This is a genomic window from Streptomyces sp. SBT349, from assembly GCF_001083795.1.
In the GTDB taxonomy this organism is placed as follows: domain Bacteria; phylum Actinomycetota; class Actinomycetes; order Streptomycetales; family Streptomycetaceae; genus Streptomyces.
Map to the genome: position 1 here is coordinate 1 of NZ_LAVK01000119.1, position 20,553 is coordinate 20,553.

The window sequence follows — 20,553 nt, forward strand, 5'->3', positions numbered from 1 at the left end:
CCCCGCCCCCCCCCCCGAGCGCTGATGACGCGGGGCGGGGTCGGCGGTCCCCGGCGGGTCCCGGCAGGTCTCCTCAGCGGGCGGGGGCGGCCGGGGTCACCTCCAGCGGCAGGTGGCACGCGGCCAGGTGCCCGGCCCGGTCCGGTGCGGCCTCGGCGCCCGGGGCGGCCTCGGCGGCGGGCACCACCTCGGCGCACACGTCCTCGGCCCGCCAGCAGCGGGTCCTGAAGTGGCAGCCGGAGGGCGGGTCGACCGGCGAGGGCACCTCCCCCGACAGCACGATCCGCTTCCGGGGCGCCTCCTCGCCCGCCGCGGCCAGCCGGGGTGCCGCCGACAGCAGCGAGGCGGTGTACGGGTGCCGGGCGGAGGTGAAGACCTCCTCGGCGGATCCCGACTCCACCACCCGGCCCAGGTACATGACCGCCACCCGGTCGGCGACGTGCCGGACCACCGACAGGTCGTGCGAGATGAACACGTACGTCATGCCGAGCTCGGCCTGGAGTTCGGTGAGCAGGTTGAGCACCTGGGCCTGCACGGAGAGGTCGAGCGCGGAGACCGGTTCGTCGCACACGATCACGTCCGGCTTCAGCGCCAGTGCCCGGGCGATCCCGACGCGCTGGCGCTGGCCGCCGGAGAACTCCTGGGGGTGGCGCTCGGCGTCGCTCGCGCGCAGGCCGACCATCTCCAGCAGCTCGCGGACCCGCCGCTCGCGCTCCCGGCGCGGCACCAGGTCGGGGTGCGAGAGCCACGGCTCGGCGATCAGGGCGGCCGCGTTCAGCCGTGGGTTCAGCGAGGCGAACGGGTCTTGGAAGACCATCTGCACCCGGCGCCGCCAGGCCAGCAGCCGCTTGCCGCCCAGGGTGAACGGGTCCACCCCGTCGAAGCGCACGGTGCCCGCGTCCGGGCGTTCCAGCATCAGCAGCACCCGGGCCAGGGTGGACTTCCCGCACCCCGACTCGCCCACCAGGCCGAGCGTCTCCCCGCGCCGGACGGTGAGGTCCACCCCGTCCAGGGCCTGGAGGCGGGTGGAGCCCGACGCGCTGCGCGGGACCCGGAAGCTCTTGGTCAGGCCGCGCGCCTGGAGCAGCGGGGCCTCCTTCGACTCCACGGGCTCAGGCATCGGCGAGCTCCTTCCAGTAGTGACAGGCCGAGGCGCGCCCCGGCCCGGTGGTCTCCAGGGGCGGCGGGTCGGTGGCGCAGCGGTCGCGTGCCATCGGGCAGCGGGCGCGGAACGCGCAGCCGGAGGGCACCGCGGCCGGCCGCGGCGGGCTGCCCTCGATGGACAGCAGCCTGGTCCCCCGGGGGCGCTCGGCGGGCACCGAGTTCAGCAGGCCCCGGGTATAGGGGTGCCGCGGACGCGAGAAGACCTCGGCCACGGGCCCCGACTCGACGATGGAGCCCGCGTACATCACGGCCACCTCCTCGGCCTGCTCGGCGACCACGGCCAGGTCGTGGGTGATGAGGACGAGCGCCATCCCGGTCTCGCTGCGCAGCTCCGCGAGGAGCTCCATGATCTGGGCCTGCACGGTGACGTCGAGCGCGGTGGTGGGCTCGTCGGCCAGCAGCACCGTGGGCCGCAGCGCGACGGCCATCGCGATCAGCAGCCGCTGCCGCATGCCGCCGGAGAACTGGTGCGGATAGCCCTTGGCGCGGGAGCGCGGCTCGGGGATGCCGACGCGTTCCATCAGCTCGACGGCCTTCTCCGCGGCGGCGCGCCGGGAGAGGCGCTGGTGGATGCGGAACGGCTCCGCGAGCTGCGAACCCACCGTGTAGACGGGGTTCAGAGCCGTCAGCGCGTCCTGGAAGACCACGGCGAGGCCGGGGCCCGCCAGCCGGCGGCGTTCACGCGGGGGCAGCGTCAGCACGTCCCGGCCGTCGAGGAGGACGCGCCCGCCCACGGTCTCGGCGACCGGGTCGAGCAGTCCGGCGATGGCCTGCGCGGTCATGCTCTTGCCGCACCCGGACTCGCCGAGGAGGGCGAGGGTCTGGCCGGGGCGGACGGAGAACCCGACGTCGCGCACCACGCGCACCGGTCCCTGTGCCGTGCGGACCTCCACGCAGAGGCCGGTGACCTCCATGGCGATCCGGTCCCGGGCCGCCGGTTCGGCGACCGCCGCGCCGGCGCCGCTGTCGTCCTTCTTCATGCCAGCCCCTTTCCGCTGCCGCGGGCCTTGAGTTCGCGTCGCCTGTGCCGGGGCACGGTCAGCCTCCAGCGCTGCGCCGGGTCGCCCGCGATCCGGGCCCAGCCGGCGAGGACGGTCGCCGAGACGGTCGTGAGGATGATGGCCAGGCCGGGGAAGACCGCGATCCACCAGGCGTCCCGCAACTCCTGGCGGCCCTGGGCCACCATCAGGCCCCAGGAGACGTCGGGCGGCTGGATGCCGATGCCGAGGAAGCTCAGCGAGGACTCGGTGAGCATGACGAAGCAGAAGTCCACGGCGGCCACGGTGAGCAGCGTGGGCAGCACGATCGGCGCGACATGCCGTCTGATGGTCGTCCAGTCGCGGGTGCCGAAGGTGCGGGCGGCGTCGACGAACAGGCGGCCGCGCAGTTCGGCGGCCTCCGCCCGCGCGGTGCGCAGGTAGACGGGGATCCTGGCGATCGCCAGGACGGCGACGATGTTCGCGGCGCTGGGGTCGAAGACGTACAGCACCACCACGGCGAGCAGCAGCGAGGGGAAGCTGAGGATGACGTCGGCGACGCGCATCGAGACGTTCTCCCGCCAGCCGCGGTGGAAGCCCGCCCACATACCCCACGCCGAGCCGATCAGCAGCGACAGCAGGACCGCGGGGACGGCCACCGAGAAGGTCGTGCCGGCGGCGACGGCCAGCCTCGCCAGGACGCTGCGCCCCAGCGAGTCGCTGCCGAGAACGAACTGCCAGCCCGCGTCCGTGTGGAACGGCGGCTGGTTGACGGCGCGGAGGTTCTGCTCGCGGGCCAGGTCACCCAGCAGAAGGGGCCCCAGGGCGGCGCAGAGCGCGACGAGCACCAGCACCGTGGCCGCCGCCGAGGCCATCCGGTCCCTGGCCAGCAGGGACAGCATCCCGGCGCGGCGCGAGGTGGCGGCCGGATCGGTGATCGGATCGGTGATCGGGTCGGTGATCGGGTCGGTGGTCCGGTCGGTGGTCATGCCATCGCCCCCTGCCTGACGCGCGCGTCGAGGAGCGCGTAGCCGATGTCGATGAGGATGTTCAGCGCGAAGATCGTCAGCGCCGTGAGCAGGACGGCCGCCTGGAGCACCGCGAAGTCGCGCTGGAGGATGGAGTCGATCATCAGCTTGCCGATGCCGGGCCAGCCGAAGATGGTCTCCACGACGACGGCGCCGTTGACCAGGCCCACGGTGAGGTCTCCGGCGACGGTGAGGGCCGGCGCCGCGGCGTTGCGCAGCGCGTGCTTGAAGATCACGCGCCGCTCGCCGGCCCCCTTGGCGCGGGCGACCTTGATGTAGGGCGCGGACAGGGCGGAGACCATCGCGCCGCGCACCACCTGGACGAGGACGCCGAACGGCCTGATGAGCAGCGTGGTCACGGGCAGCACCCAGGCCGCCGCGCCCGCGGTGCCCGAGGTGGGCAGCCAGTCGAGCTGGACCGCGAAGATCAGCACGCCCATGATCGCGAACCAGAAGTCGGGGGTGCTGGCGGCGGTGGCGGACAGGAAGCTCGCGACGCGGTCGGCCGGGGAGTTGGGCCGGTAGGCGGCGAGGCTGCCGACGACCACCGCGCCGGCGATCGCCAGGAGCATGGTCGCCCCGGCGAGCTGGAGCGTGGCGGGGAACGCCCGCAGGACGGCCTCGGCCGCGGGCTGCGCGGTGCGCAGCGACTCGCCGAAGTCGAACTGGACCACCTGCCGCAGGTAGTCGCCGAACTGCGCGAACAGCGGGTCGTCGAAGCCGTGCTGCGCGGAGAACGCCTCGCGCATCTCGGGGGTGGCGCTGAGCGGCAGGTAGAGGTTGGCCGGGTCGCCGGTGAGGCGGGCCAGGAAGAACACGCCGAGGACCACGACCAGCAGCGGAACGGCGCTGGAGAGCACCCGGTTGCGCAGGAAGATGAGCATGGTGTCGCGCCTTTCACTCGGCCCGGTGTATCGCGGCCAGGTGCATCTCGTCGCCGCTCGCCGAGTTCGGCTCGTACGTCACGTTCGGCGAGAGGGAGATGATCCCGGTCATGTGGGCCAGGACGGCGTCCCGCACGACCTCGTCGTTCTGATACGCCAGGGCCCCGGCGAAGGCGGTGTCCCGTTCGGCCCCCGAGGCCAGTTGCGCCCGGTGGATCATCTCGTCCAGCTCGGGGGTGCCGTAGCTGCTCTGCGCGCCCTCGCTGCCGTAGACCTGCTCCATGGTGAACGCGGCGTCACCGGCCTGGTTGCCGTGCTGCGCCTGGAGCAGGGTGGGGCCGATGTCCTCGGGGAAGGGCCGCAGCAGGTATTCCATCCAGGCGTTCACGTCCAGCATCTGGATCTCCACGTCGAGACCTGCCTCCAGGAGCCCGTTCTGCACCACTTCCATCGCCTCGGCGGCCTTGGGGTAGATGCCGTTGCGGCCGATGATCGTGACCGTGTTGCCGACGGGCACGCCGTCGGCCCGTGCCTCGTCGATGAGCGACCTGGCCCGTTCCATGTCGTACGGCCAGGCGTCGATGTCCGGGTTGTGGCCGGTGACGCCCTCGGGCACGACCTGGCCCGCGGGCTGGCCCAGGCCGGCGAAGACCGAGGCGACCAGGCCCTCGCGGTCGATCGCGTAGTTGATGGCCCGGCGGACCCTGATGTCGTCCAGCGGCGGCTCGTCGGCGCCGATCCGCAGGTAGGAGGTCTCGCTGTTCGGATACTCGACGGCGGTGTCCCCCGCCCCGTCCGCCGGGGCCAGGCCCACGGCGATGTCGGCCTCGCCGCTGGTCACCATGGCGGCCCTGATGCTGCCCTCCGCGCGCCAGGTGTAGAGGGCGGCGGGGTACTCGGGCGCCTCGCCCCAGTAGTCGTCGAAACGGGCCAGGCGCAGGTTGATGCCCTGGTTCCAGGTGTCCACGCGGTAGGGCCCGGTGCCGATCGGCTCGCGGACCTTGGCGTTCGCGTCGGTGGTCGTCGGCACCATCTCCACGAAGGAGATGCGCAGCGGGAGGATCGGGTCCGGTTCCGGGGTGGTGACCTCCAGCGTGGCCGCGTCGACGGCGGTCGCGACGATCTCGCTGTCGCCGAAGACGTAGCCGTCGACGTTGCAGCCGATGTCGGAGTTGACGGTCCGGTCGACGGAGAAGGCCGCGTCCTCGGCGTCGAAGGCGGTGCCGTCGTGGAAGACGGCGTCCTCGCGGAGGGTGAACCGCCAGGTGGTCGGGGAGGTCTGGGCCCACTCGGTGGCGAGCTTCGGCTCCAGCTCGCCGGTCTCGGGGACGCGCTCGGTCAGGGGTTCCGTGATGTTGGAACGGGTGACCCGGCCGGTGGCGGTGAGCGAGGCGTCGCACGGCTCCAGGGTCGGCGGCTCCTCGGGCAGCACGATCTGGACCGTGTCCGCGCCGGCGGAGGTGCCGGAGTTGGCGACCGTGCAGCCGCCGGTCAGCAGCATCGCACCCGCCCCCAGCAGCGCGGCGGCCCTGCGGCCCGGCCGGCCGGGAGGGCCCGGCGGGCGGAGGGAGGAGGTCATCGTTCCCCCAGGGCCGCGTGGCCGCGTTCGATCAACGCCGCGAGTTCGGCCCGGTGTTCGGGCGAGGGGTCCACGAGCGGGGGCCGCACCGGGCCCGCCGACCGGCCCTGGACGTCGAGCCCGGCCTTGACCAGCGAGACGGCGTACCCGCGCGTGGTGCGGCGCAGCCGGGTCAGGGGGACGTAGAACTCCCGCAGCAGGACCTGCTGCGCGGCGTCGTCGCCGCGCTCGAACGCGTCGTAGAAGGCGCGGGCGATCGCCGGGGCGAAGGCGAGGGTGGCCGAGGAGTAGGCGCGCGCCCCGACGGCGGCGTAGGCGCGGGCGTAGGTCTCGGCGGTCGGCATGCCGTTGAGCAGCGGCAGCTCGCCGCCGGTCGCCGTGCGGATGCGCTGGAGCAGCTCGATGTCGCCGTGGCCGTCCTTGAAGGCCACGACCTGGTCGAGACCGGCGAGTTCACCGACCGCCTCGGGCGTGAAGACGGCGTTCGCGCGCTGGTAGGGGACCAGGGCCAGGTCCGTGGCCGCGGCGATCTGCCGGTAGTGGGCGACCAGTCCGGCGGGCGGCCCCTCCTGGAGGTACGGCGGCAGGACGAGTATCCCGTCGGCGCCGCCGGCCTCGGCCTCCCGGGCGAACTCGATGGCGACCCTGGTGCCGCCTCCGACACCGGCGTAGACGGGCACCTCGTCGCCGAGGTGGGTCACGGCGGCGCGCACGAGGGCGCGGTGCTCGGCGAGGGTCAGTGAGGCGAACTCGCCCGTTCCGCAGGCGACGAAGAGCGCCGTGGGCCTGGCGTCGAGCATCTCCGTGAGGTGCCGCTCGAAGCGCGGCAGGTCCAGCTCGCCGTCCTGCCGGAACGGTGTGACGGGGAAGCCGAGCAGCCCGCTGAGCGGGTGGGCCGGCGGGGGATGTGGCGACACGATGGAGCCTCTTGTCTACATATGAAGACGCTGTCTATCCTTGTAGACGGGAGTAAAGTGCTGCCCGGGTCGACCCGTCAAGAGATCGTGAGGAGAAAGCACGTGGGCGAGACGGACGGGCCACTGGACGCGGGCGGGGTGCGCAGCGTGAAGTCGGCGGAGCGGACCATCGCGTTGCTCGAATATCTGAGCGCGGCGGAATCATCCTGTTCGCTGCGGGATGTCACCCGGGACCTGGGCATTCCGCGGGCCAGCGCCTACGCCCTGCTGATCACGCTCCTGCGCACCGGCTGGGTGGATCAGGACGGCGGGGGCGCGGGCTTCCGCCTCGGCATCAGGGCGCTGCGCGCGGGAGCGTCCTACGTCGAGCACGACGACGTGGTGCGCCGGGCGCAGCCGGTGATGAACGAGCTGTCCGCCCTGCTGGGCGAGACGATCCACCTCGCCCGCCTCGACGGCCACGAGATCGTCTACCTGGCGAGCCTGCCGTCCCGGCACTCCCTCGCCGTGCTCTCCAAGCCGGGCCGCCGGCTGCCGTGCTGGGCCACCGGTCTGGGCAAGGCGATCCTCGCCCACCGGCCCTGGGAGCAGGTCGACGCCCTCCTGCCCGGCACGTTGACCGCCCGCACCGGCAACACGATCACCACCCGGCCGCGGCTGCGCGAGGAGTTGGCCGCGGTCGCGCGGCGCGGCTCCTCCGTGGACGAGCAGGAGTCGACCCTGGGCCTGCGCTGCTTCGCCGTCCCCCTGCGCTTCGACGGGGCGGTGAACGAGGCGCTGAGCTGCTCGATTCCCATCGTCCGCCTGGACCCCCCGCGCGAGACGGCCATCCTCGACGCGCTCCGGGACGCCCGCCGGAAGATCGAGGGCTGAACGGCGAACGGCCGTCCGGATCGGCCGCCGCTTGACACGCACGCGAGTGTGACTCAAAGGTGGTGACCGACCACCCCGCGTGTCCGGCCGACCCGAGGAGGCCCGCCATGGCGACCGCGCTCTGGCCCGAGATCGCGCGCATCCCGCACCCGAGGCGCCGCCTCCCGCTGGTGGGCGACGTGCTCAGCGTCTCGCCCGCGACGCCGCTCCAGGGCTCCGTGGCGCTGGCCCGCGAGCTCGGCCCGATCTACCACCGCAGGCTGTTCGGGCACGAGCTCGTCTTCGTCTCCGGCGCCGAGCTCGCCGTGGACCTGATGGACGAGAGCCGCTTCGCCAAGCACGTGGTGATGGCCGTACGGAACCTGCGGAGCGTCGCCGGGGACGCGCTGTTCACCGCGTACGGCCACGAGCCCAACTGGCGGCGGGCGCACGACATCCTGGCGCCCGGCTTCACCCGCGAGGCGATGCGGCGCTACCACCCGGTCATGGTCGCCCAGGCCGAGCGACTGACCGACGTCTGGGACCGCCACGCCGCCGCGGGCACCGCCGTGGACGTCACCGGCGACATGACGAAGCTGACGCTGGAGACCATCGCGCGGGCCGGCTTCGGCCACGACTTCGGCTCCTTCGAACGCGAGGAGCCGCACCCGTTCGTCACGGCGATGATCGCCACCCTGCGCAGCGCCCAGGCCCGCCGCGTCGCCCTCCCCCTGGTCGGCCGCGCCGTCGCCCGCGCCGCGGAGCGCCGCGCCGCCGCGCCCCTGGCCTACCTGCGGGGCGTGGTGGACGCCGTGGTCGCCGAACGGACCTCCTCGGGCGACACCGGCACCGACGACCTGCTGGGCCTGATGCTCAACAGCGCCCAGCCGTCCACCGGGGAGCGCCTGGACCCGGCGAACATCCGCAACCAGATCCTCACCTTCCTCGTCGCGGGCCACGAGACGACGTCCGGCGCCCTGTCGTTCGCGCTCCACCACCTCGCCCGCCACCCCGCGGCCCTGGCCCGCGCCAGGGAGGAGGTGGACCGGGTGTGGGAGGGACCGGGCGCGCCCGCGTACGAGCAGGTCGGCAAGGCGCGGTATGTGCGCCGCGTGCTGGACGAGTCGCTGCGGCTGTGGCCGACGGCGCCCGCCATCGCGCGGGCCGCCCGCCACGACACCGTCCTGGCGGGGCGCCACCCCATGCGGGCCGGCGCCTGGGCGCTGGTGCTCCTCCCCGCCCTCCACCGCGACCCCGTCTGGGGACCCGAGCCGGACGCGTTCGACCCCGACCGGTTCCTGCCCGAGCGGGTGCGCGCCCGACCGGCGCATGTGTACAAGCCGTTCGGCACGGGTGAACGCGCCTGCATCGGCAGGCAGTTCGCGCTCCACGAGGCGACGCTGGTGCTCGGCCTCCTGCTGCGCAGGTACCGGCTGCACGACGATCCGGGCTACCACCTGCGGGTCTCCGAGCGGCTGACGCTCATGCCCGAGGGCTTCGCCCTGACCCTCTCCCGCCGTTAGCGACCGTCCGGGCGGATGGGTCCCGGGTCCGGCCGAGCGGGGCCGCGACCCCGCCGCACCCGCGCGCCCCGTGTGACCGGAGCGCGGGCCTTCCCTCATGCCTTAGGGTCGGCCCGGACCCGCCCAGCGACCGAAGGAGAGCCCGTGACACAGCAGCGGACCGACGAGCCCTCGCTCACCGGAGTGCGCAACCTGCGTGACCTCGGCGGCCTGCCGAGCACCGGTGGCCGGCAGGTACGGCACGGTCTGCTCTTCCGCAGCGGCCACCTGGCCGACGCCACGGCGGAGGACCGGGCGTTCCTCGAAGGGCTCGGACTGCACACGGTGTTCGACTTCAGGAACGCGGCCGACCACGCGCTCGAGGGCCCCGACGTCACGCTCCCCGGCGTGCGGAACGTCAGCCTCCCGCTGTCCGACCCGACCGACGGCGCCGCGTTCTGGGAGCTGGTGCGCGAGGGGAGCCTGCCCGAGCTGCGCGCCGAGCTGACCGGCGGCAAGGGCCCCGCCCGCATGGTCGCCATGTACCGCGGGATGGTGGACACCAGGACCGTCGAGCACGGCCGGGTGCTCGCCGCCCTGGTCGGGGGCAGCCTGCCCGCGCTGCTGCACTGCTCGGCGGGCAAGGACCGCGCCGGTCTCACCGTCGCCGTGATCCTGCTGGCGCTCGGCGTCGAGCGCGAGGCCGTCCTGGAGGACTACCTCAAGTCCAACGCGCCGCACCGGCGCTACCCCGTGCGGCGCGACGCGGGCGCCGAGGGCTGGGAGCGCGCCGTGCCCGACGAGATCACGCGGCTGCTCTCGCCGATATTCGACGCGCGCGCCGAGTACCTCGGGGCCGCGTTCGACCGGATCGACGAGGTGTGGGGATCCACCGACCGCTACCTCGCCGATGCCCTGGGCCTGACCCCGGACGACCGCGACCGGCTGCGCGCCGGGATGCTCACCGACCGCTGAGCCGGGCCCGCACCGCTCCTTCTACTTCTGCCGGATCACCACGAAGTCGGCCAGCGCTTCCAGCCGCTCGCGGACGTCGACCGGCATCGGCGCGCGGTCCAGCGCGGCCACCGCCATGTCGTACTGGCGCCTGGCCTCGGCCTCGGTCCACGCCCGGCCGCCGGCCTCGTCGATCAGCGCGGCCCGCGTGGCGAACTCGGCCTCGTCGAAGTCCTCGATCTCCTGCTGGGTCTTCTTGGCGTCGCCGGTCATCAGCGTGGTCAGCCGCTCGGCGGCGAGCCCCTCGGCGGCCAGGGCGGCGACCACGGGCAGCGACTTCTTCCGCCGCCGCAGGTCGCTCCAGGTCAGCTTGCCGGTCGAGCGCGAGTCCCCCCAGATGCCGAGCAGGTCGTCCACGGCCTGGAACGCGAGCCCCAGGTGGTGGCCGTAGACGTCGAGCGCGTCGGCCAGCGCGTCGTCCGCGTCGCCCAGCACGGCCCCGATGGAGGCGGCACAGGCCAGCAGCGCGGCGGTCTTGTTGCCCTCCATCTCCAGGCACTGCGCGACCGTCACCCGCTCCTGGTGCTCGAACGTGATGTCCTGGGCCTGCCCGTCGACCAGCTTGCGGCTCGCGGCGGCCAGGCGGCGGGCCGCGTCGGGCGCCCGCGGGGACGGGGCGTCGAGGATGACCTCGTTGGCCACGGCGAACAGCGCGTCGCCGACCAGGATCGCGGCGCCGGGACCGTGCACCTTCCAGACGGTGTCCCGGTGCCTGCGCTGCTCGTCGCCGTCCATCAGGTCGTCGTGCAGCAGCGAGAAGTTGTGCACCAGCTCCACCGCCACGGCCCCCGGCACGCCGGTCTCGGGCGCCGCGCCCGCGGCCTCGGCCGACAGCAGCGCCAGGGCGGGCCTGATGGCCTTGCCGCTGTCGCTGTCCGACGGTCTGCCGTCGGCGTCGATCCACCCGAAGTGGTACGCGGCGACCGTGTTCATCGGCGGCGCCAGGCGGCCGACCGCGGCGCGCAGGGCCGGCACGGAGAGCGTCCGGCAGCGCTCCAGGAGCGCCGATACGGCGCCACCGGTCGAAGTGTCAGCCTGGTTCACACACTCTCCTCAGTCCGTTCCGGGCGGAGCCCGCGTCCCGGCGCCACCGCCCTGGCGGCGGCGAGTCCGCTGCGCACCGCGCCCTCCATGGTCGCAGGCCACCCGGTGGCGGTCCACGCGCCGGCCAGGTACAGGCCCGGGGCCCGGGTCCGGGCCCCGGGCCGCAGCCGCCCGACGCCGGGCACGGGCGCGAAGGTGGCGGAGCGTTCCCTGGTGACGAAGAAGTCGCGCACCCGTGCGTCCGCCGCGCGGGGAAGGAGCCTGGCCAGCTCCGGCAGATACCGCTCGCGCAGCACCCGGGCGGGGAGGTCGATCTCCTCCCCGGCCGCGGACTGGGACAGCGCCAGGTACTGCCCGGCCGACCCCGCGGTGGCGGCGGACAGGCCGGACGAGCCGGTGCGGTCGAACACCCATTGCACGGGGCTGCCCAGGACGGCGGCGAAGGGCACGGGCAGCACCCGGCGGTCGTAGACCACGTGGACGTTCAGGATCGGCGCGGTGGTGATCCTCGCCAGCCTGCCGGGGTCGGCCAGCGCGCCCGGCGGCAGCAGTCCGTGCGCCGCGTCGTGCGGCACGGCCAGGACGACCGCGTCGGCGGCCAGCTCCCGGCGTTCGCCCCTGACGCTCACGTCCACGCGCCAGCCGCCGCCCTCGCCCCCGGCCGCGTCCGGGCCGGGGTCCGTGCGCCGCAGCGCGCGGGCCTTGGCTGCGAGGAGGGTGGTGACGCCCGCCCGGTCGAGGGCGGCGCGGGCACGGGTGTCGTGCAGCTCGCCGAGCGGCACCGCGGGGACCCCGATGTCGGCGGCGCCCGGTTCCGTGAGCAGGCCGGTGCGGAAGACCATGGCGGCCAGCGCCAGCGAGACGTCGGGGGCGCGGGCGTTGAGCGTGGCGACGCCGATCAGGTCCCACAGGGCGGCCACGGCGCGGTCGCTCTGCCCCTGCCGGCGCAGCCAGGTCGCGAAGTCGACCTCGTCCAGCGCCGGGTCGGCCGGGTCCAGGTGGCGCAGGGCGAGGGTGGCCCGCGCGGCGGCGGCTCGCTCCCCGGGCGAGAGGTGGGGGTAACGGGCCAGGCTGGCGGCCAGGTGCAGGGGCGCGGGCAGCCCGTTGCGGCGCAGGCGCCCCACGCGGCGGCGCCCGGCGTCGAGGACCGGCACGTCGAGGCGGCGCTGCACCGGGGCGAGGGCGGTGGCGCCGACGCGGCGCAGGAAGCCGCGGTAGGCGGCACAGCAGCGCAGATAGACGTGCTGCCCGTTGTCGACGGTCAGCCCGCCCACGGGCGAGTCCCGGTGGAAGGAGAAGGCCAGGCCGCCGAGCCGGGGCCTGGCCTCGACGAGCGTGACGCGGGCGCCGCGGTCGGCGAGCGCGAGCGCGGCGGTGACCCCGGCGAGGCCACCGCCGACGACGACCGTCCCCGCCCCGGCGCCCCGGGCCCTCACGGCCGCTCGCGCCGGGCGGTCCGCGCGGTCCTGCGGGCTTCGAGCCCGGTCAGGCCACGGACGGCGACCAGTGCCTTCTGCCGACCGGGCAGGCTCAGGCGCCCGCGGAGCACGGCGGCCGGGTCCGCGGCGATCCGGTCGAGCAGGCGGTGGTAGATGCCGGCCATCGCGGCGACGCAGGCGCCGGAGCGGCGGTCGAGCATGGGCAGCAGCCGGAATCCCTCGGCGAACAGCTCGCGGGCCCGCCGCTCCTGGAAGCGGACGAGGCCGGCGAAGTCCGCGTCGGCGCCCGGCTCGGCGATGCCGGTGTCCTCCGGGCAGCCGAACTTCCGCAGGTCCTCGGCGGGCAGGTAGACCCGGCCGTTGGCGGCGTCCTCGCGGATGTCGCGGAGGATGTTGGTGAGCTGGAGCGCGAGCCCCAGGGTGTCGGCGTACTCGGGGGCGCGGGCGGCGTCGCGCGCGCCGGGCAGGACCCCGAAGACGCCGAGCGAGAGCCGGCCGATCGCGCCCGCCACGCAGCGGCAGTAGAGCCGCAGATCGTCCCAGGTCTCGTAGGTCCGGCCGCGCACGTCCATCAGCACGCCGTCGATGAGCTCGTCCAGGCCCTCGATCGGGATGGGGTACCTGCGGGCGGCGTCGGCCAGCGCCACGGCCACCGGGTCGGTGTCGTCCTCGGCGACGGCGCCGTCCCTGATCCGGACGAGCAGCGCCCTCGCCTCGTTCAGCCTGGTCTCCTTGACCTCGGCGTCCAGGAGCCCGTCGCCGATGTCGTCCACGCGGCGGGCGAACGCGTACAGCGCGGACAGCGCGCGCCGCTGGGGCACGGGCATGAGACGCGCGCCGTAGCTGAAGTTCCTGGCGTGCTGGGAGGAGACGACCACGCAGTAGTGGTAGGCGGCGAGGACGGCGGGGGACGGCGGGGGGCTGGTGCTCACGGGCTCGACGTCACGTTCCTCTGCGCAGTGTCGTGGCCACCGCACGGAGCAGGGCGCTCCGTGACGCGGTGGGCGGCCCCGCCAGCACGTCGTACTCGGCGTCGGCGATGGCCTCGGCCGCCGCTCTGCCACCGCCGATGAAGCCGGCCAGCAGAAGCCGCAGTCGCCCCGGGGTGCCGGACAGCATGGGCGCACCCTCGTCCAGCAGCCTACGTGCCCGATCGGTCAGAACGGCCACCAGGGTGCGGACGGAGGCGTTGGCGGTCGGCGCGGCGAGGTCGGATTCGGAGACCAGGAAGCGGGCCATGGCGTCGGCGGGCAGGTAGATCCGGTCCCTGGCCAGGTCCTCGGCGACGTCCTGGAGGTGCTCGACGAGCTGGAGGCCGGTGCACACCGCGTCGGAGCGGCGGATGCGTTCGGGGCTGGCGGTGCCGGTGATGGCGAGCACGAGGCGGCCCACCGGGTTGGCGGACAGCTCGCAGTAGCCGAGCAGCTCCTCGTAGGTGGCGTACCGGGTCTTGCGCTGGTCGAGCCGGTTGGCCTCGATGAGCGCGAGGAACGGCTCGGGGGTCAGCCCGCCCCTGCGGACGGCGGGGATGAGGGCGCGCAGCAGCGGATGGCCGGGCGAGGGGCCGCCGCGGGCGGAGCCGAAGGCGCGGCGCAGGTCCGCCTCCAGGGCGTCCAGGAGGACGAGCCGGTCCTCGGCCGCCTCGGGGCCGATGCCCAGCAGGGCGGCGTCGGCGCCGCCCGGGGCGAGGTCGCCGTCGCCGATGTCGTCGACGAGGCGGGCGAAGCCGTAGACGGCCATCAGGTCGTCGCGCCAGGCGCGGGGGAGGAAGCGGGGGGCGACCGGGAAGTTCTCGTGGGCGGCCTTCGCCAGCACCGCGGAGGAGGCCGGGTCCGCCGCGTCGGAGGCGGGGCCCGCCCCGCCGGTCAGCACGGGCGGCCCCTGGACACGCTTGCCGTCATGGTCACCGTTTCACCCTATAGTCCCGACATCGGTCCGGAGGTCCTCGAACGGTGCCCGGGGCCGGACGACTCCCGCCCCGGACGCGTCGTCGGGAGCGGGGGCGCGTCCGCTACTTGCCGGTCTCCTCCTCATAGGCCTTCAGCACCTGCTCGGTGGGGCCGTCCATGAGGAGTTCGCCCTTCTCCAGCCACAGCACGCGGTCGCAGGTGTCCCTGATCGACTTGTTGTTGTGGCTGACCAGGAAGACCGTCCCGGCCTCGGCCCGCAGTTCGCGGATCCTGGCCTCGGAGCGCTTCTGGAACTTCTTGTCGCCGGTGGCCAGCGCCTCGTCGATCATCAGCACGTTGTGATCCTTGGCCACGGCGATGGAGAACCTGAGCCTGGCCGCCATGCCCGAGGAGTACGTGCGCATCGGCAGACTTATGAAGTCGCCCTTGTCATTGATCCCCGAGAACTCGACGATGTCGTCGTACCGCTGCCTGACTTGCTCCCGGGACATGCCCATGGCCAGGCCGCCGAGTATGACGTTCCGCTCGCCCGTCAGATCGTTCATCAGGGCGGCGTTGACCCCGAGGAGCGAGGGCTGGCCCTCGGTGTAGACGCGTCCGCGCTCGGCGGGCAGCAGCCCGGCGATGGCGCGCAGCAGGGTCGACTTGCCCGAGCCGTTGGTGCCGATCAGGCCGATGGCCTCGCCGTGGTAGGCGACGAAGCTGACGCCGCGGACGGCGTGGACCTCGCGGACCCGGCCGCTGGGCTGGCGGCGGACCATGCGGCGCAGGGCGGCGGTGGCGGTGCCGCGGCCGCCGCCACCGTGCACGCGGTAGACGATGTGGAGGTCGTCGGCGATGACCGTCGGGGTGCGTCCGTCGTCCGCCACGACGGCGGGAGTGTTCGGTTCAGCCACGGCCGTATCGCTCCTCCGCCTTCCAGAAGTACAGGAAACCGCCGATCCCGACGACCAGGGCCCAGCCCAGAGCGTACAGCCCGGTGGCGGCGGGGACCGTGTCGCGATAGGCCCCGTCGATCAGCGCGTACCGCACCAGGTCCATGTAGACCGCGGCGGGGTTGGCGGAGACGACGTCGGCGACCCAGCCCGGCCAGTCCCGCTTCTCGATCATGTGCCGCAGCGGGAACATCACGCCCGACGCGTACATCCAGGTGCGCAGGACGAACGGCATGAGCTGCGCGAGGTCGGGGGTGCCGCTGCCCCAGCGGGCCATGATCATGGCCAGCCCGCAGTTGAAGACGAACTGGAGCGCCAGGGCGGGCACCACCAGGAACCAGGTGAACGACGGCATGTACCCGAAGGAGACGACGATGATCACCAGAACGGTCATCGAGAAGAGGAGCTGCTGGAGCTGCTGGAGGGAGAACGAGATCGGCAGCGAGGCCCGGGGGAAGTGCAGCGCCCTCACCAGGCCCAGGTTCCCCGAGATCGACTTCACCCCGGCCAGCACCGAGGCCTGGGTGAAGGTGAAGACGAAGACGCCCGTCACCAGGAACGGGACGTACTCGTCGTTCCCCATGCCGCCCCGGCTCTCGAGCAGCAGGCCGAAGATCAGGAAGTAGACCAGCGCGTTGAGCAGGGGGGTGGCCACCTGCCACACCTGGCCGAGCTTGGCCTGGCTGTACTGCGCGGTCAGCTTCGCCTGGGAGAAGGCGACTATGAAGTGCCTGCGCCCCCAGAGCTGCCGCACGTACTGCGGCAGCGACGGCCTGGCGCCGCTGACGGACAGACCGTGACGGGCCGCGAGCTCGGCCAGGGGCACATCACGGGGGGGCGCACTGTCGTGCGTGGTCTCACTCACCTTGAACTCTCGTCCTCACAGGGCACAGAGGGAAAGAAGCCGCGACGACGGCGGCACCTGGATCGTCTCAGACGCGCGCCCGTCAGATGACAGGAGGTCGCCCGAGCCGGGTCAGGCGCCATACCGTACGCCACCGCATGGGTTTTCGGGGACCGCACGGTGTCCGCCAGCCTTCGAGGAAGCCGCCGAGCCACGCCCTCAGCGCCGCGCGGGAGGGCCGTCGCACCACGGTGAGCAGCAGCCAGTCGAGCAGGTAGACCGGGATCAGCGGGAGCGGCAGGTTCCGGCGGGCGAGCCACACCCGGTTCCTGGCGATCATGCGGTGGTAGAGGGCGTGCCGGGAGGGGGCGGTGGCCGGGTGGTGCAGCACGAGGTCGGCGCGGTAGTCGATGAACCAGCCGGCGTCCAGGGCCCGCCAGGCGAGGTCCGTCTCCTCGTGGGCGTAGAAGAAGTGGTCCGGCAGTCCGCCGACCTGTTCGAAGACCTGGGTGCGCACGGCGTTGGCGCCGCCGAGGAAGGTGGTGACCCGCGAGGAGCGCAACGGGTCGGAGGCGCGCAGCCTGGGCACGTGACGGCGCTGCGTGGACCCGTCCTCGGGGTCGCTGATGCGGAAGCTGACGATGCCGAGCTGGGGGTCGGCGTCGAAGGCGGACCGAACCAGTTCGGCCGTACCTTTGTCCGGAAGCAGTCCGTCGTCGTCCAGAAACAGCAGCACGTCGGCATCGCAGCCGTGGGGCCCGAACGCCTCGATCCCCACGTTCCGGCCGGCGGGGATGCCCAGGTTCCGCGGCAGTTCGAGACTGCGGACACCGGCCGGGAGATCGGGCAGGGCGACACCGTTGCCGACCACGACGACCTCGATGGGCGCGCCCTCCTGCGCGGCCACCGAGTCGAGCAGCGCCCGCAGTTCGTCGGGACGGTCGCCCATCGTCAGGATGATCGCGCCCACCCGCAGCTGTGCCGTACCCACCACGGTCACCTCAGCCTGCTCGATGCCAGTACGGAGACCAGGTGCAACAGGGTCTGCACCAGGGCGACGGCCGCGAGCAGGGCCACTCCGAGGCGGGTGAAGAACAGGTCGCCCCGGACGAGGTCGAGCACGGCCACGAAGAGGATCAGCAGCGACGCCTCGACGCCGCCGACCAGCCGGTGGAACTTCAGCGCGGCGGCGGCCCTGCGGGCGAGTGCCATGCCGGAGGAGCGCGGCGTGGCCGCCTCGTCCTTCACCGCGGGCAGGCCGCCGCGGGAGCGGGCCACGTCGACCAGGTCGGTCTCGGCCTTGATCAGGATCGCGCCGAGTGCCGCGAGGGTGCCGAGGAAGGCCCACAGCCAGTTGGGCGCGGGCTCCTCCACGGCGAAGACGTCCGCGGCCCGCAGGCCGAAGCCGGTGAGCAGCGCGGCCTCGGCCAGGTAGTGCCCCACCCGGTCGAGGTAGACGCCGGTGATCGACGTCTGCCCGCGCCACCTGGCCACCTCGCCGTCCACGCAGTCGAGCAGCAGGTACAGCTGGATGAGCAGGACGCCGGCGATCGCGCCGGCGAGCCCGGGGATCAGCAGCGCCGCTCCGGCGGCGACGCCGGTGAGAACCATCAGGTACGTGAGCTGGTTGGGGGTGACCCGGCTGGTCACCAGGTGCCTGGTCCAGCGCAGCGAGATCTCCCGCATGTACAGGCGCCCGGCCCAGTGCTCACCGCTGCGCCGGTCCTTGACCCCGTCGGGGTGCACGACCGGCCTGAGTTCAGCTACCGATGGTTTTGACATAGTCCGCGTACTGGTCCCTGATCTGGTCGGTGGTCAGGTCGAGGTGTTCGAGGATGGTGTAACGGCCGGGCCTGGTCCGCGGCGCGAAGGCCACGGCCGTCACGAATTCGTCGGCGGAGAAGCCGATGTCGTCGGGCAGCACGGGAAGTCCGTGGCGCCGCAGCACCTCGGCGATCAGCCCGCAGTGGTCCGGCTCCCCGCGCAGGTGCATGGCGAACGCGGCGCCGAGGCCCACCTGTTCGCCGTGGGGGGCGGAGCGCTTGGGGTAGAGGAGGTCGAGGGCGTGGGAGATCTCGTGGCAGGCGCCCGAGGAGGGGCGGGTGTGCCCGGCGATCGACATGGCGATCCCGGAGAGCACCAGCGCCTCGGCGAGCACGGTGAGGAACGCGTCGTCCGCGCAGTCGCCCGGGTGCCGCAGCACGGCCTCGCCCGCCTGCCGGGCCATGGCCGCGGCCAGGCCGTCGATCTGCTCCCCCGTCTCGCGGTGCGACAGCTCCCAGTCGGCGATGGCCGAGAGGTTGGAGACGGCGTCGCCGATGCCGGAGCGCACGTAGCGGACGGGCGCGTGCCGGATGACGTCGAGGTCGATGACCAGCGCGATGGGGGTCGGCACCCCGTACGAGCCGCGCCCCGCGTCGTTGTCCAGGGTGGAGACCGGGGAGCAGATGCCGTCGTGGGAGAGGTTGGTCGCCACCGCGACCATCGGCAGGCCGACGCGGGCGGCGGCGTACTTGGCGACGTCGATGATCTTGCCGCCGCCGAGGCCGACGACCGCGTCGTAGTGGCCGGAGCGCATGGAGTCGGCCAGCTGGACGGCGGCGTCGATGGTGCCGCCGTCGACCTCGAACCAGTCGGCGCCCGGCAGGGCGGGGGTCACCCGCTCCCGCAGGGCCGCGCCCGAGCCGCAGCTGATGGCCATGGCGAGGCGACCCGAGGAGGAGATCCGCTGGTCGGCCAGGAGGCCCGCCAGATTGTTCAGGGCTCCGGCGGTGATGTCGACCGAGACGGGGGACGGGATGAGGCGGGTCAGTACCGGCACGCGATCTCCCGTCCCCTGGTGAGGTCGGCGTGGTTGTCGATCTCGACCCAGCTGACATCGCCGATGGGGGCGGTGTCGATGCGGAAGCCGCGGTGGACGAGCTCCTGGTAGCCGTCCTCGTAGTAGAGCTGGGGGTCGCGCTCGAAGGTGGTGCGCAGGGCGTCGGCGAGCTCGTCGGCCGCCTCGGGCTCGATGAGGGTGACGCCGATGTACTCGCCGGTGGCGTCGGCCGGGTCCATCAGCTTGGTGATGGTCTGCACGCCCTTCTCGGGGTCGGCGACGACCTTCATCTCCTCGTCGGCGAGCGGCTTCACCGTGTCCAGGGCGAGGACGATGCGGCCGCGGCCCGGGAGGGTGGCGGAACGGGCGGCCAGCAGGGTCTTCTCGACGGAGGGCGGGTGGACGGTGTCGCCGTTGGCCAGGATCACCCCCTCGCGGATGACGTCGCGGGCGCACCACAGCGAGTACGCGTTGTTCCACTCCTCGGCCTTGTCGTTCTCGACGAGGGTGAGGCGGACACCGTGGCGCCGCTCCAGCGCGGCCTTCCGTTCGTACACGGCCTCCTTGCGGTAGCCGACGACGATGGCGGCCTCGGTGAGTCCGACCTCGGCGAAGTTGGCCAGGGTCAGGTCGAGGACGGTTCTGCTGTCCTCGGCGTCCGGGGAGATGACCGGCACCAGTGCCTTGGGCAGGGTGTCGGTGTAGGGGCGAAGTCGCCGTCCGGCGCCGGCGGCCAGAACGAGGCCGATCATGCGGGTTCTCCTGTTTCGTCGTGTACGGCCGGTGCCTGGGAGGAGATCCAGAAGCGGATGCTCTCCCCCAGGACCAGGAGCGTCGTGGCCCCTCCAAGGACCGTGAGCGCGGTGGTGAAGCCCTGGCCGGCCCCCCAGAGGGCGGCAGCCGCGGTGACCACCAGGACGCGTCCCTCGTGTCCGCCGGTGGCCAGGACCAGCCGGCGGGGGGGTGCCCCGGCGCCGCCGCGGAGGCGGTACACCGTGTCGTAATGATGGTAGGCGCAAGCCGCCACCAGGAAGAAAGCCGCGGGCAAGGCTCCGTTCACCCCGCTGTGGGCCGCGAGCAGGAGAACCGTGAGGTATTCGCCGCAGCGGAACAGGGGGGGCAGCAGCCAGTCGAACGGGCGGACGAGCGGTGCCGCGATCGCCCGGCCGGAGCACACGGCGTACACGGCGGCGGCCGGAACGACGGCCCAGCTGCGCGCCGCGCCGGCAGGGAGCAGGGCGCCGAGGAGGACCGCCGTGCCCAGCAGCGCCCACAGCGGCGCGGTGAACGGGCCGCCCGCCGCGCGGGGCCTGGCGCGGGCGACGCCCTCGGCGATCGGCCCGCTGTCGGCGAGCCCGGCCAGCGCGACCGCCGGCCCGGCGCCGCCGCCCGCCAGCCGGCGGGAGCGCAGCAGGCGGCCCGCGGTGGTGTAGCAGGCGGCGAGCCCGGTGGCGACGAGCAGCACGGTGAACGTCACGCGGGGGGTGGTCAGCGCGGTGAGGACGGCGATCAGCGCCCAGCGTTCGCCGATGGGCATCACGATCATGCGGCGGATCCAGACCGTCCAGCCGATCCGGTCCAGTCGCCCGGACAGCGCGGTGGCGCCGCCCGAGCCCGCGCCGGGGGCGGGCGGCGCCACCGCG

Annotated in this window: 20 protein-coding genes; 3 read left to right on the top strand and 17 right to left on the bottom strand. The window is 73.6% G+C overall.

Translation table 11 applies throughout. The features are described 5' to 3' along the window. Positions 1–73 precede the first annotated feature (73 nt). From ADY01_RS16545 to ADY01_RS16570, 6 genes are read right to left on the bottom strand one after another with little or no spacing between them, the layout of a single operon-like run. Positions 74–1,120: an ABC transporter ATP-binding protein gene (locus ADY01_RS16545; protein WP_049573315.1), complete on the bottom strand. Its 1,047-nt coding sequence runs from the start codon at positions 1,118–1,120 to the stop codon at positions 74–76. Next, positions 1,113–2,144: an ABC transporter ATP-binding protein gene (locus tag ADY01_RS16550; RefSeq protein ID WP_049573317.1), complete on the bottom strand. Its 1,032-nt coding sequence runs from the start codon at positions 2,142–2,144 to the stop codon at positions 1,113–1,115. Before ADY01_RS16550 ends, ADY01_RS16545 begins: the two co-directional genes overlap by 8 nt. After that, complete coding sequence (locus ADY01_RS16555; protein WP_049573320.1) at positions 2,141–3,130, bottom strand: ABC transporter permease; 990 nt, start codon at positions 3,128–3,130, stop codon at positions 2,141–2,143. Before ADY01_RS16555 ends, ADY01_RS16550 begins: the two co-directional genes overlap by 4 nt. Further along, a complete protein-coding gene (locus ADY01_RS16560; RefSeq protein WP_049573322.1) occupies positions 3,127–4,053 on the bottom strand; it encodes an ABC transporter permease in 927 nt (308 codons plus the stop codon). Before ADY01_RS16560 ends, ADY01_RS16555 begins: the two co-directional genes overlap by 4 nt. Positions 4,054–4,066: 13 nt before the next feature. Beyond that, the gene (locus tag ADY01_RS16565; RefSeq protein WP_049573327.1) at positions 4,067–5,632 is read right to left on the bottom strand and encodes an ABC transporter substrate-binding protein; all 1,566 of its coding nucleotides are present in this window, start codon (positions 5,630–5,632) and stop codon (positions 4,067–4,069) included. Beyond that, the gene (locus tag ADY01_RS16570) at positions 5,629–6,549 is read right to left on the bottom strand and encodes a 5-dehydro-4-deoxyglucarate dehydratase (RefSeq protein ID WP_049573330.1); all 921 of its coding nucleotides are present in this window, start codon (positions 6,547–6,549) and stop codon (positions 5,629–5,631) included. Before ADY01_RS16570 ends, ADY01_RS16565 begins: the two co-directional genes overlap by 4 nt. Positions 6,550–6,651: 102 nt before the next feature. On the opposite strand from ADY01_RS16570, the gene ADY01_RS16575 reads away from it, so the two are divergent. From ADY01_RS16575 to ADY01_RS16585, 3 genes are all read left to right on the top strand, one after another. Next, positions 6,652–7,422 carry an IclR family transcriptional regulator gene (locus tag ADY01_RS16575; RefSeq protein ID WP_049573333.1) on the top strand — a complete coding sequence of 257 codons (771 nt, stop codon included), beginning with the start codon at positions 6,652–6,654 and terminating at the stop codon, positions 7,420–7,422. Between the two features lie 107 nt (positions 7,423–7,529). Next, positions 7,530–8,924 carry a cytochrome P450 gene (locus ADY01_RS16580; RefSeq protein WP_049573335.1) on the top strand — a complete coding sequence of 465 codons (1,395 nt, stop codon included), beginning with the start codon at positions 7,530–7,532 and terminating at the stop codon, positions 8,922–8,924. Positions 8,925–9,068: 144 nt separating this feature from the next. Then, a complete protein-coding gene (locus tag ADY01_RS16585) occupies positions 9,069–9,878 on the top strand; it encodes a tyrosine-protein phosphatase (protein ID WP_049573338.1) in 810 nt (269 codons plus the stop codon). 21 nt (positions 9,879–9,899) lie between these two features. On the opposite strand, the gene ADY01_RS16590 is transcribed toward ADY01_RS16585, so the two are convergent. The 11 genes from ADY01_RS16590 to ADY01_RS16640 form a co-directional block, all read right to left on the bottom strand. After that, positions 9,900–10,961, bottom strand: a complete 1,062-nt coding sequence (locus tag ADY01_RS16590) for a polyprenyl synthetase family protein (RefSeq protein ID WP_049573341.1) — start codon at positions 10,959–10,961, stop codon at positions 9,900–9,902. Next, positions 10,958–12,397, bottom strand: a complete 1,440-nt coding sequence (hpnE, locus tag ADY01_RS16595) for a hydroxysqualene dehydroxylase HpnE (protein ID WP_049573345.1) — start codon at positions 12,395–12,397, stop codon at positions 10,958–10,960. Before hpnE ends, ADY01_RS16590 begins: the two co-directional genes overlap by 4 nt. Next, complete coding sequence (gene hpnD, locus ADY01_RS16600) at positions 12,394–13,332, bottom strand: presqualene diphosphate synthase HpnD (RefSeq protein WP_049573348.1); 939 nt, start codon at positions 13,330–13,332, stop codon at positions 12,394–12,396. The genes hpnE and hpnD overlap by 4 nt, the downstream gene beginning before the upstream one ends. 10 nt (positions 13,333–13,342) lie before the next feature. Then, complete coding sequence (gene hpnC, locus ADY01_RS16605; protein WP_049573366.1) at positions 13,343–14,269, bottom strand: squalene synthase HpnC; 927 nt, start codon at positions 14,267–14,269, stop codon at positions 13,343–13,345. Positions 14,270–14,411: 142 nt separating this feature from the next. Next, positions 14,412–15,206, bottom strand: coding sequence for an ABC transporter ATP-binding protein (locus tag ADY01_RS16610; RefSeq protein ID WP_420715718.1), 795 nt, complete (start codon positions 15,204–15,206; stop codon positions 14,412–14,414). Continuing rightward, on the bottom strand, positions 15,199–16,110 hold the full coding sequence (locus tag ADY01_RS16615) for an ABC transporter permease (RefSeq protein WP_049573353.1): 912 nt from the start codon (positions 16,108–16,110) through the stop codon (positions 15,199–15,201). The genes ADY01_RS16610 and ADY01_RS16615 overlap by 8 nt, the downstream gene beginning before the upstream one ends. Before the next feature lie 82 nt (positions 16,111–16,192). Continuing rightward, positions 16,193–17,038, bottom strand: a complete 846-nt coding sequence (locus tag ADY01_RS16620; protein ID WP_049573371.1) for a glycosyltransferase family 2 protein — start codon at positions 17,036–17,038, stop codon at positions 16,193–16,195. Positions 17,039–17,085: 47 nt separating this feature from the next. After that, entirely contained in the window at positions 17,086–17,871 is a 786-nt protein-coding gene (locus tag ADY01_RS16625; protein ID WP_049573357.1) for a CDP-alcohol phosphatidyltransferase family protein, read from the bottom strand. Next, the gene (locus ADY01_RS16630; RefSeq protein ID WP_049573360.1) at positions 17,849–18,910 is read right to left on the bottom strand and encodes an iron-containing alcohol dehydrogenase family protein; all 1,062 of its coding nucleotides are present in this window, start codon (positions 18,908–18,910) and stop codon (positions 17,849–17,851) included. Before ADY01_RS16630 ends, ADY01_RS16625 begins: the two co-directional genes overlap by 23 nt. Further along, a complete protein-coding gene (locus ADY01_RS16635) occupies positions 18,898–19,662 on the bottom strand; it encodes a sugar phosphate nucleotidyltransferase (RefSeq protein ID WP_049573363.1) in 765 nt (254 codons plus the stop codon). Before ADY01_RS16635 ends, ADY01_RS16630 begins: the two co-directional genes overlap by 13 nt. Then, positions 19,659–20,553, bottom strand: an 895-nt coding sequence (locus ADY01_RS16640) for a DUF5941 domain-containing protein (RefSeq protein WP_049573374.1), incomplete at its 5' end; no start/stop codon positions are given. The genes ADY01_RS16640 and ADY01_RS16635, both read right to left, overlap by 4 nt.

Excerpts from the sequence above, each read along its gene's own strand:
- ADY01_RS16620 (WP_049573371.1), bottom strand. The coding sequence starts at position 17,038 with ATGGGCGACCGTCCCGACGAACTGCGGGCGCTGCTCGACTCGGTGGCC.
- ADY01_RS16635 (WP_049573363.1), bottom strand. The coding sequence starts at position 19,662 with ATGATCGGCCTCGTTCTGGCCGCCGGCGCCGGACGGCGACTTCGCCCC.
- ADY01_RS16550 (WP_049573317.1), bottom strand. The coding sequence starts at position 2,144 with ATGAAGAAGGACGACAGCGGCGCCGGCGCGGCGGTCGCCGAACCGGCG.
- ADY01_RS16545 (WP_049573315.1), bottom strand. The coding sequence starts at position 1,120 with ATGCCTGAGCCCGTGGAGTCGAAGGAGGCCCCGCTGCTCCAGGCGCGC.
- ADY01_RS16625 (WP_049573357.1), bottom strand. The coding sequence starts at position 17,871 with ATGTCAAAACCATCGGTAGCTGAACTCAGGCCGGTCGTGCACCCCGAC.
- ADY01_RS16555 (WP_049573320.1), bottom strand. The coding sequence starts at position 3,130 with ATGACCACCGACCGGACCACCGACCCGATCACCGACCCGATCACCGAT.
- ADY01_RS16565 (WP_049573327.1), bottom strand. The coding sequence starts at position 5,632 with ATGACCTCCTCCCTCCGCCCGCCGGGCCCTCCCGGCCGGCCGGGCCGC.
- ADY01_RS16580 (WP_049573335.1), top strand. The coding sequence starts at position 7,530 with ATGGCGACCGCGCTCTGGCCCGAGATCGCGCGCATCCCGCACCCGAGG.
- ADY01_RS16560 (WP_049573322.1), bottom strand. The coding sequence starts at position 4,053 with ATGCTCATCTTCCTGCGCAACCGGGTGCTCTCCAGCGCCGTTCCGCTG.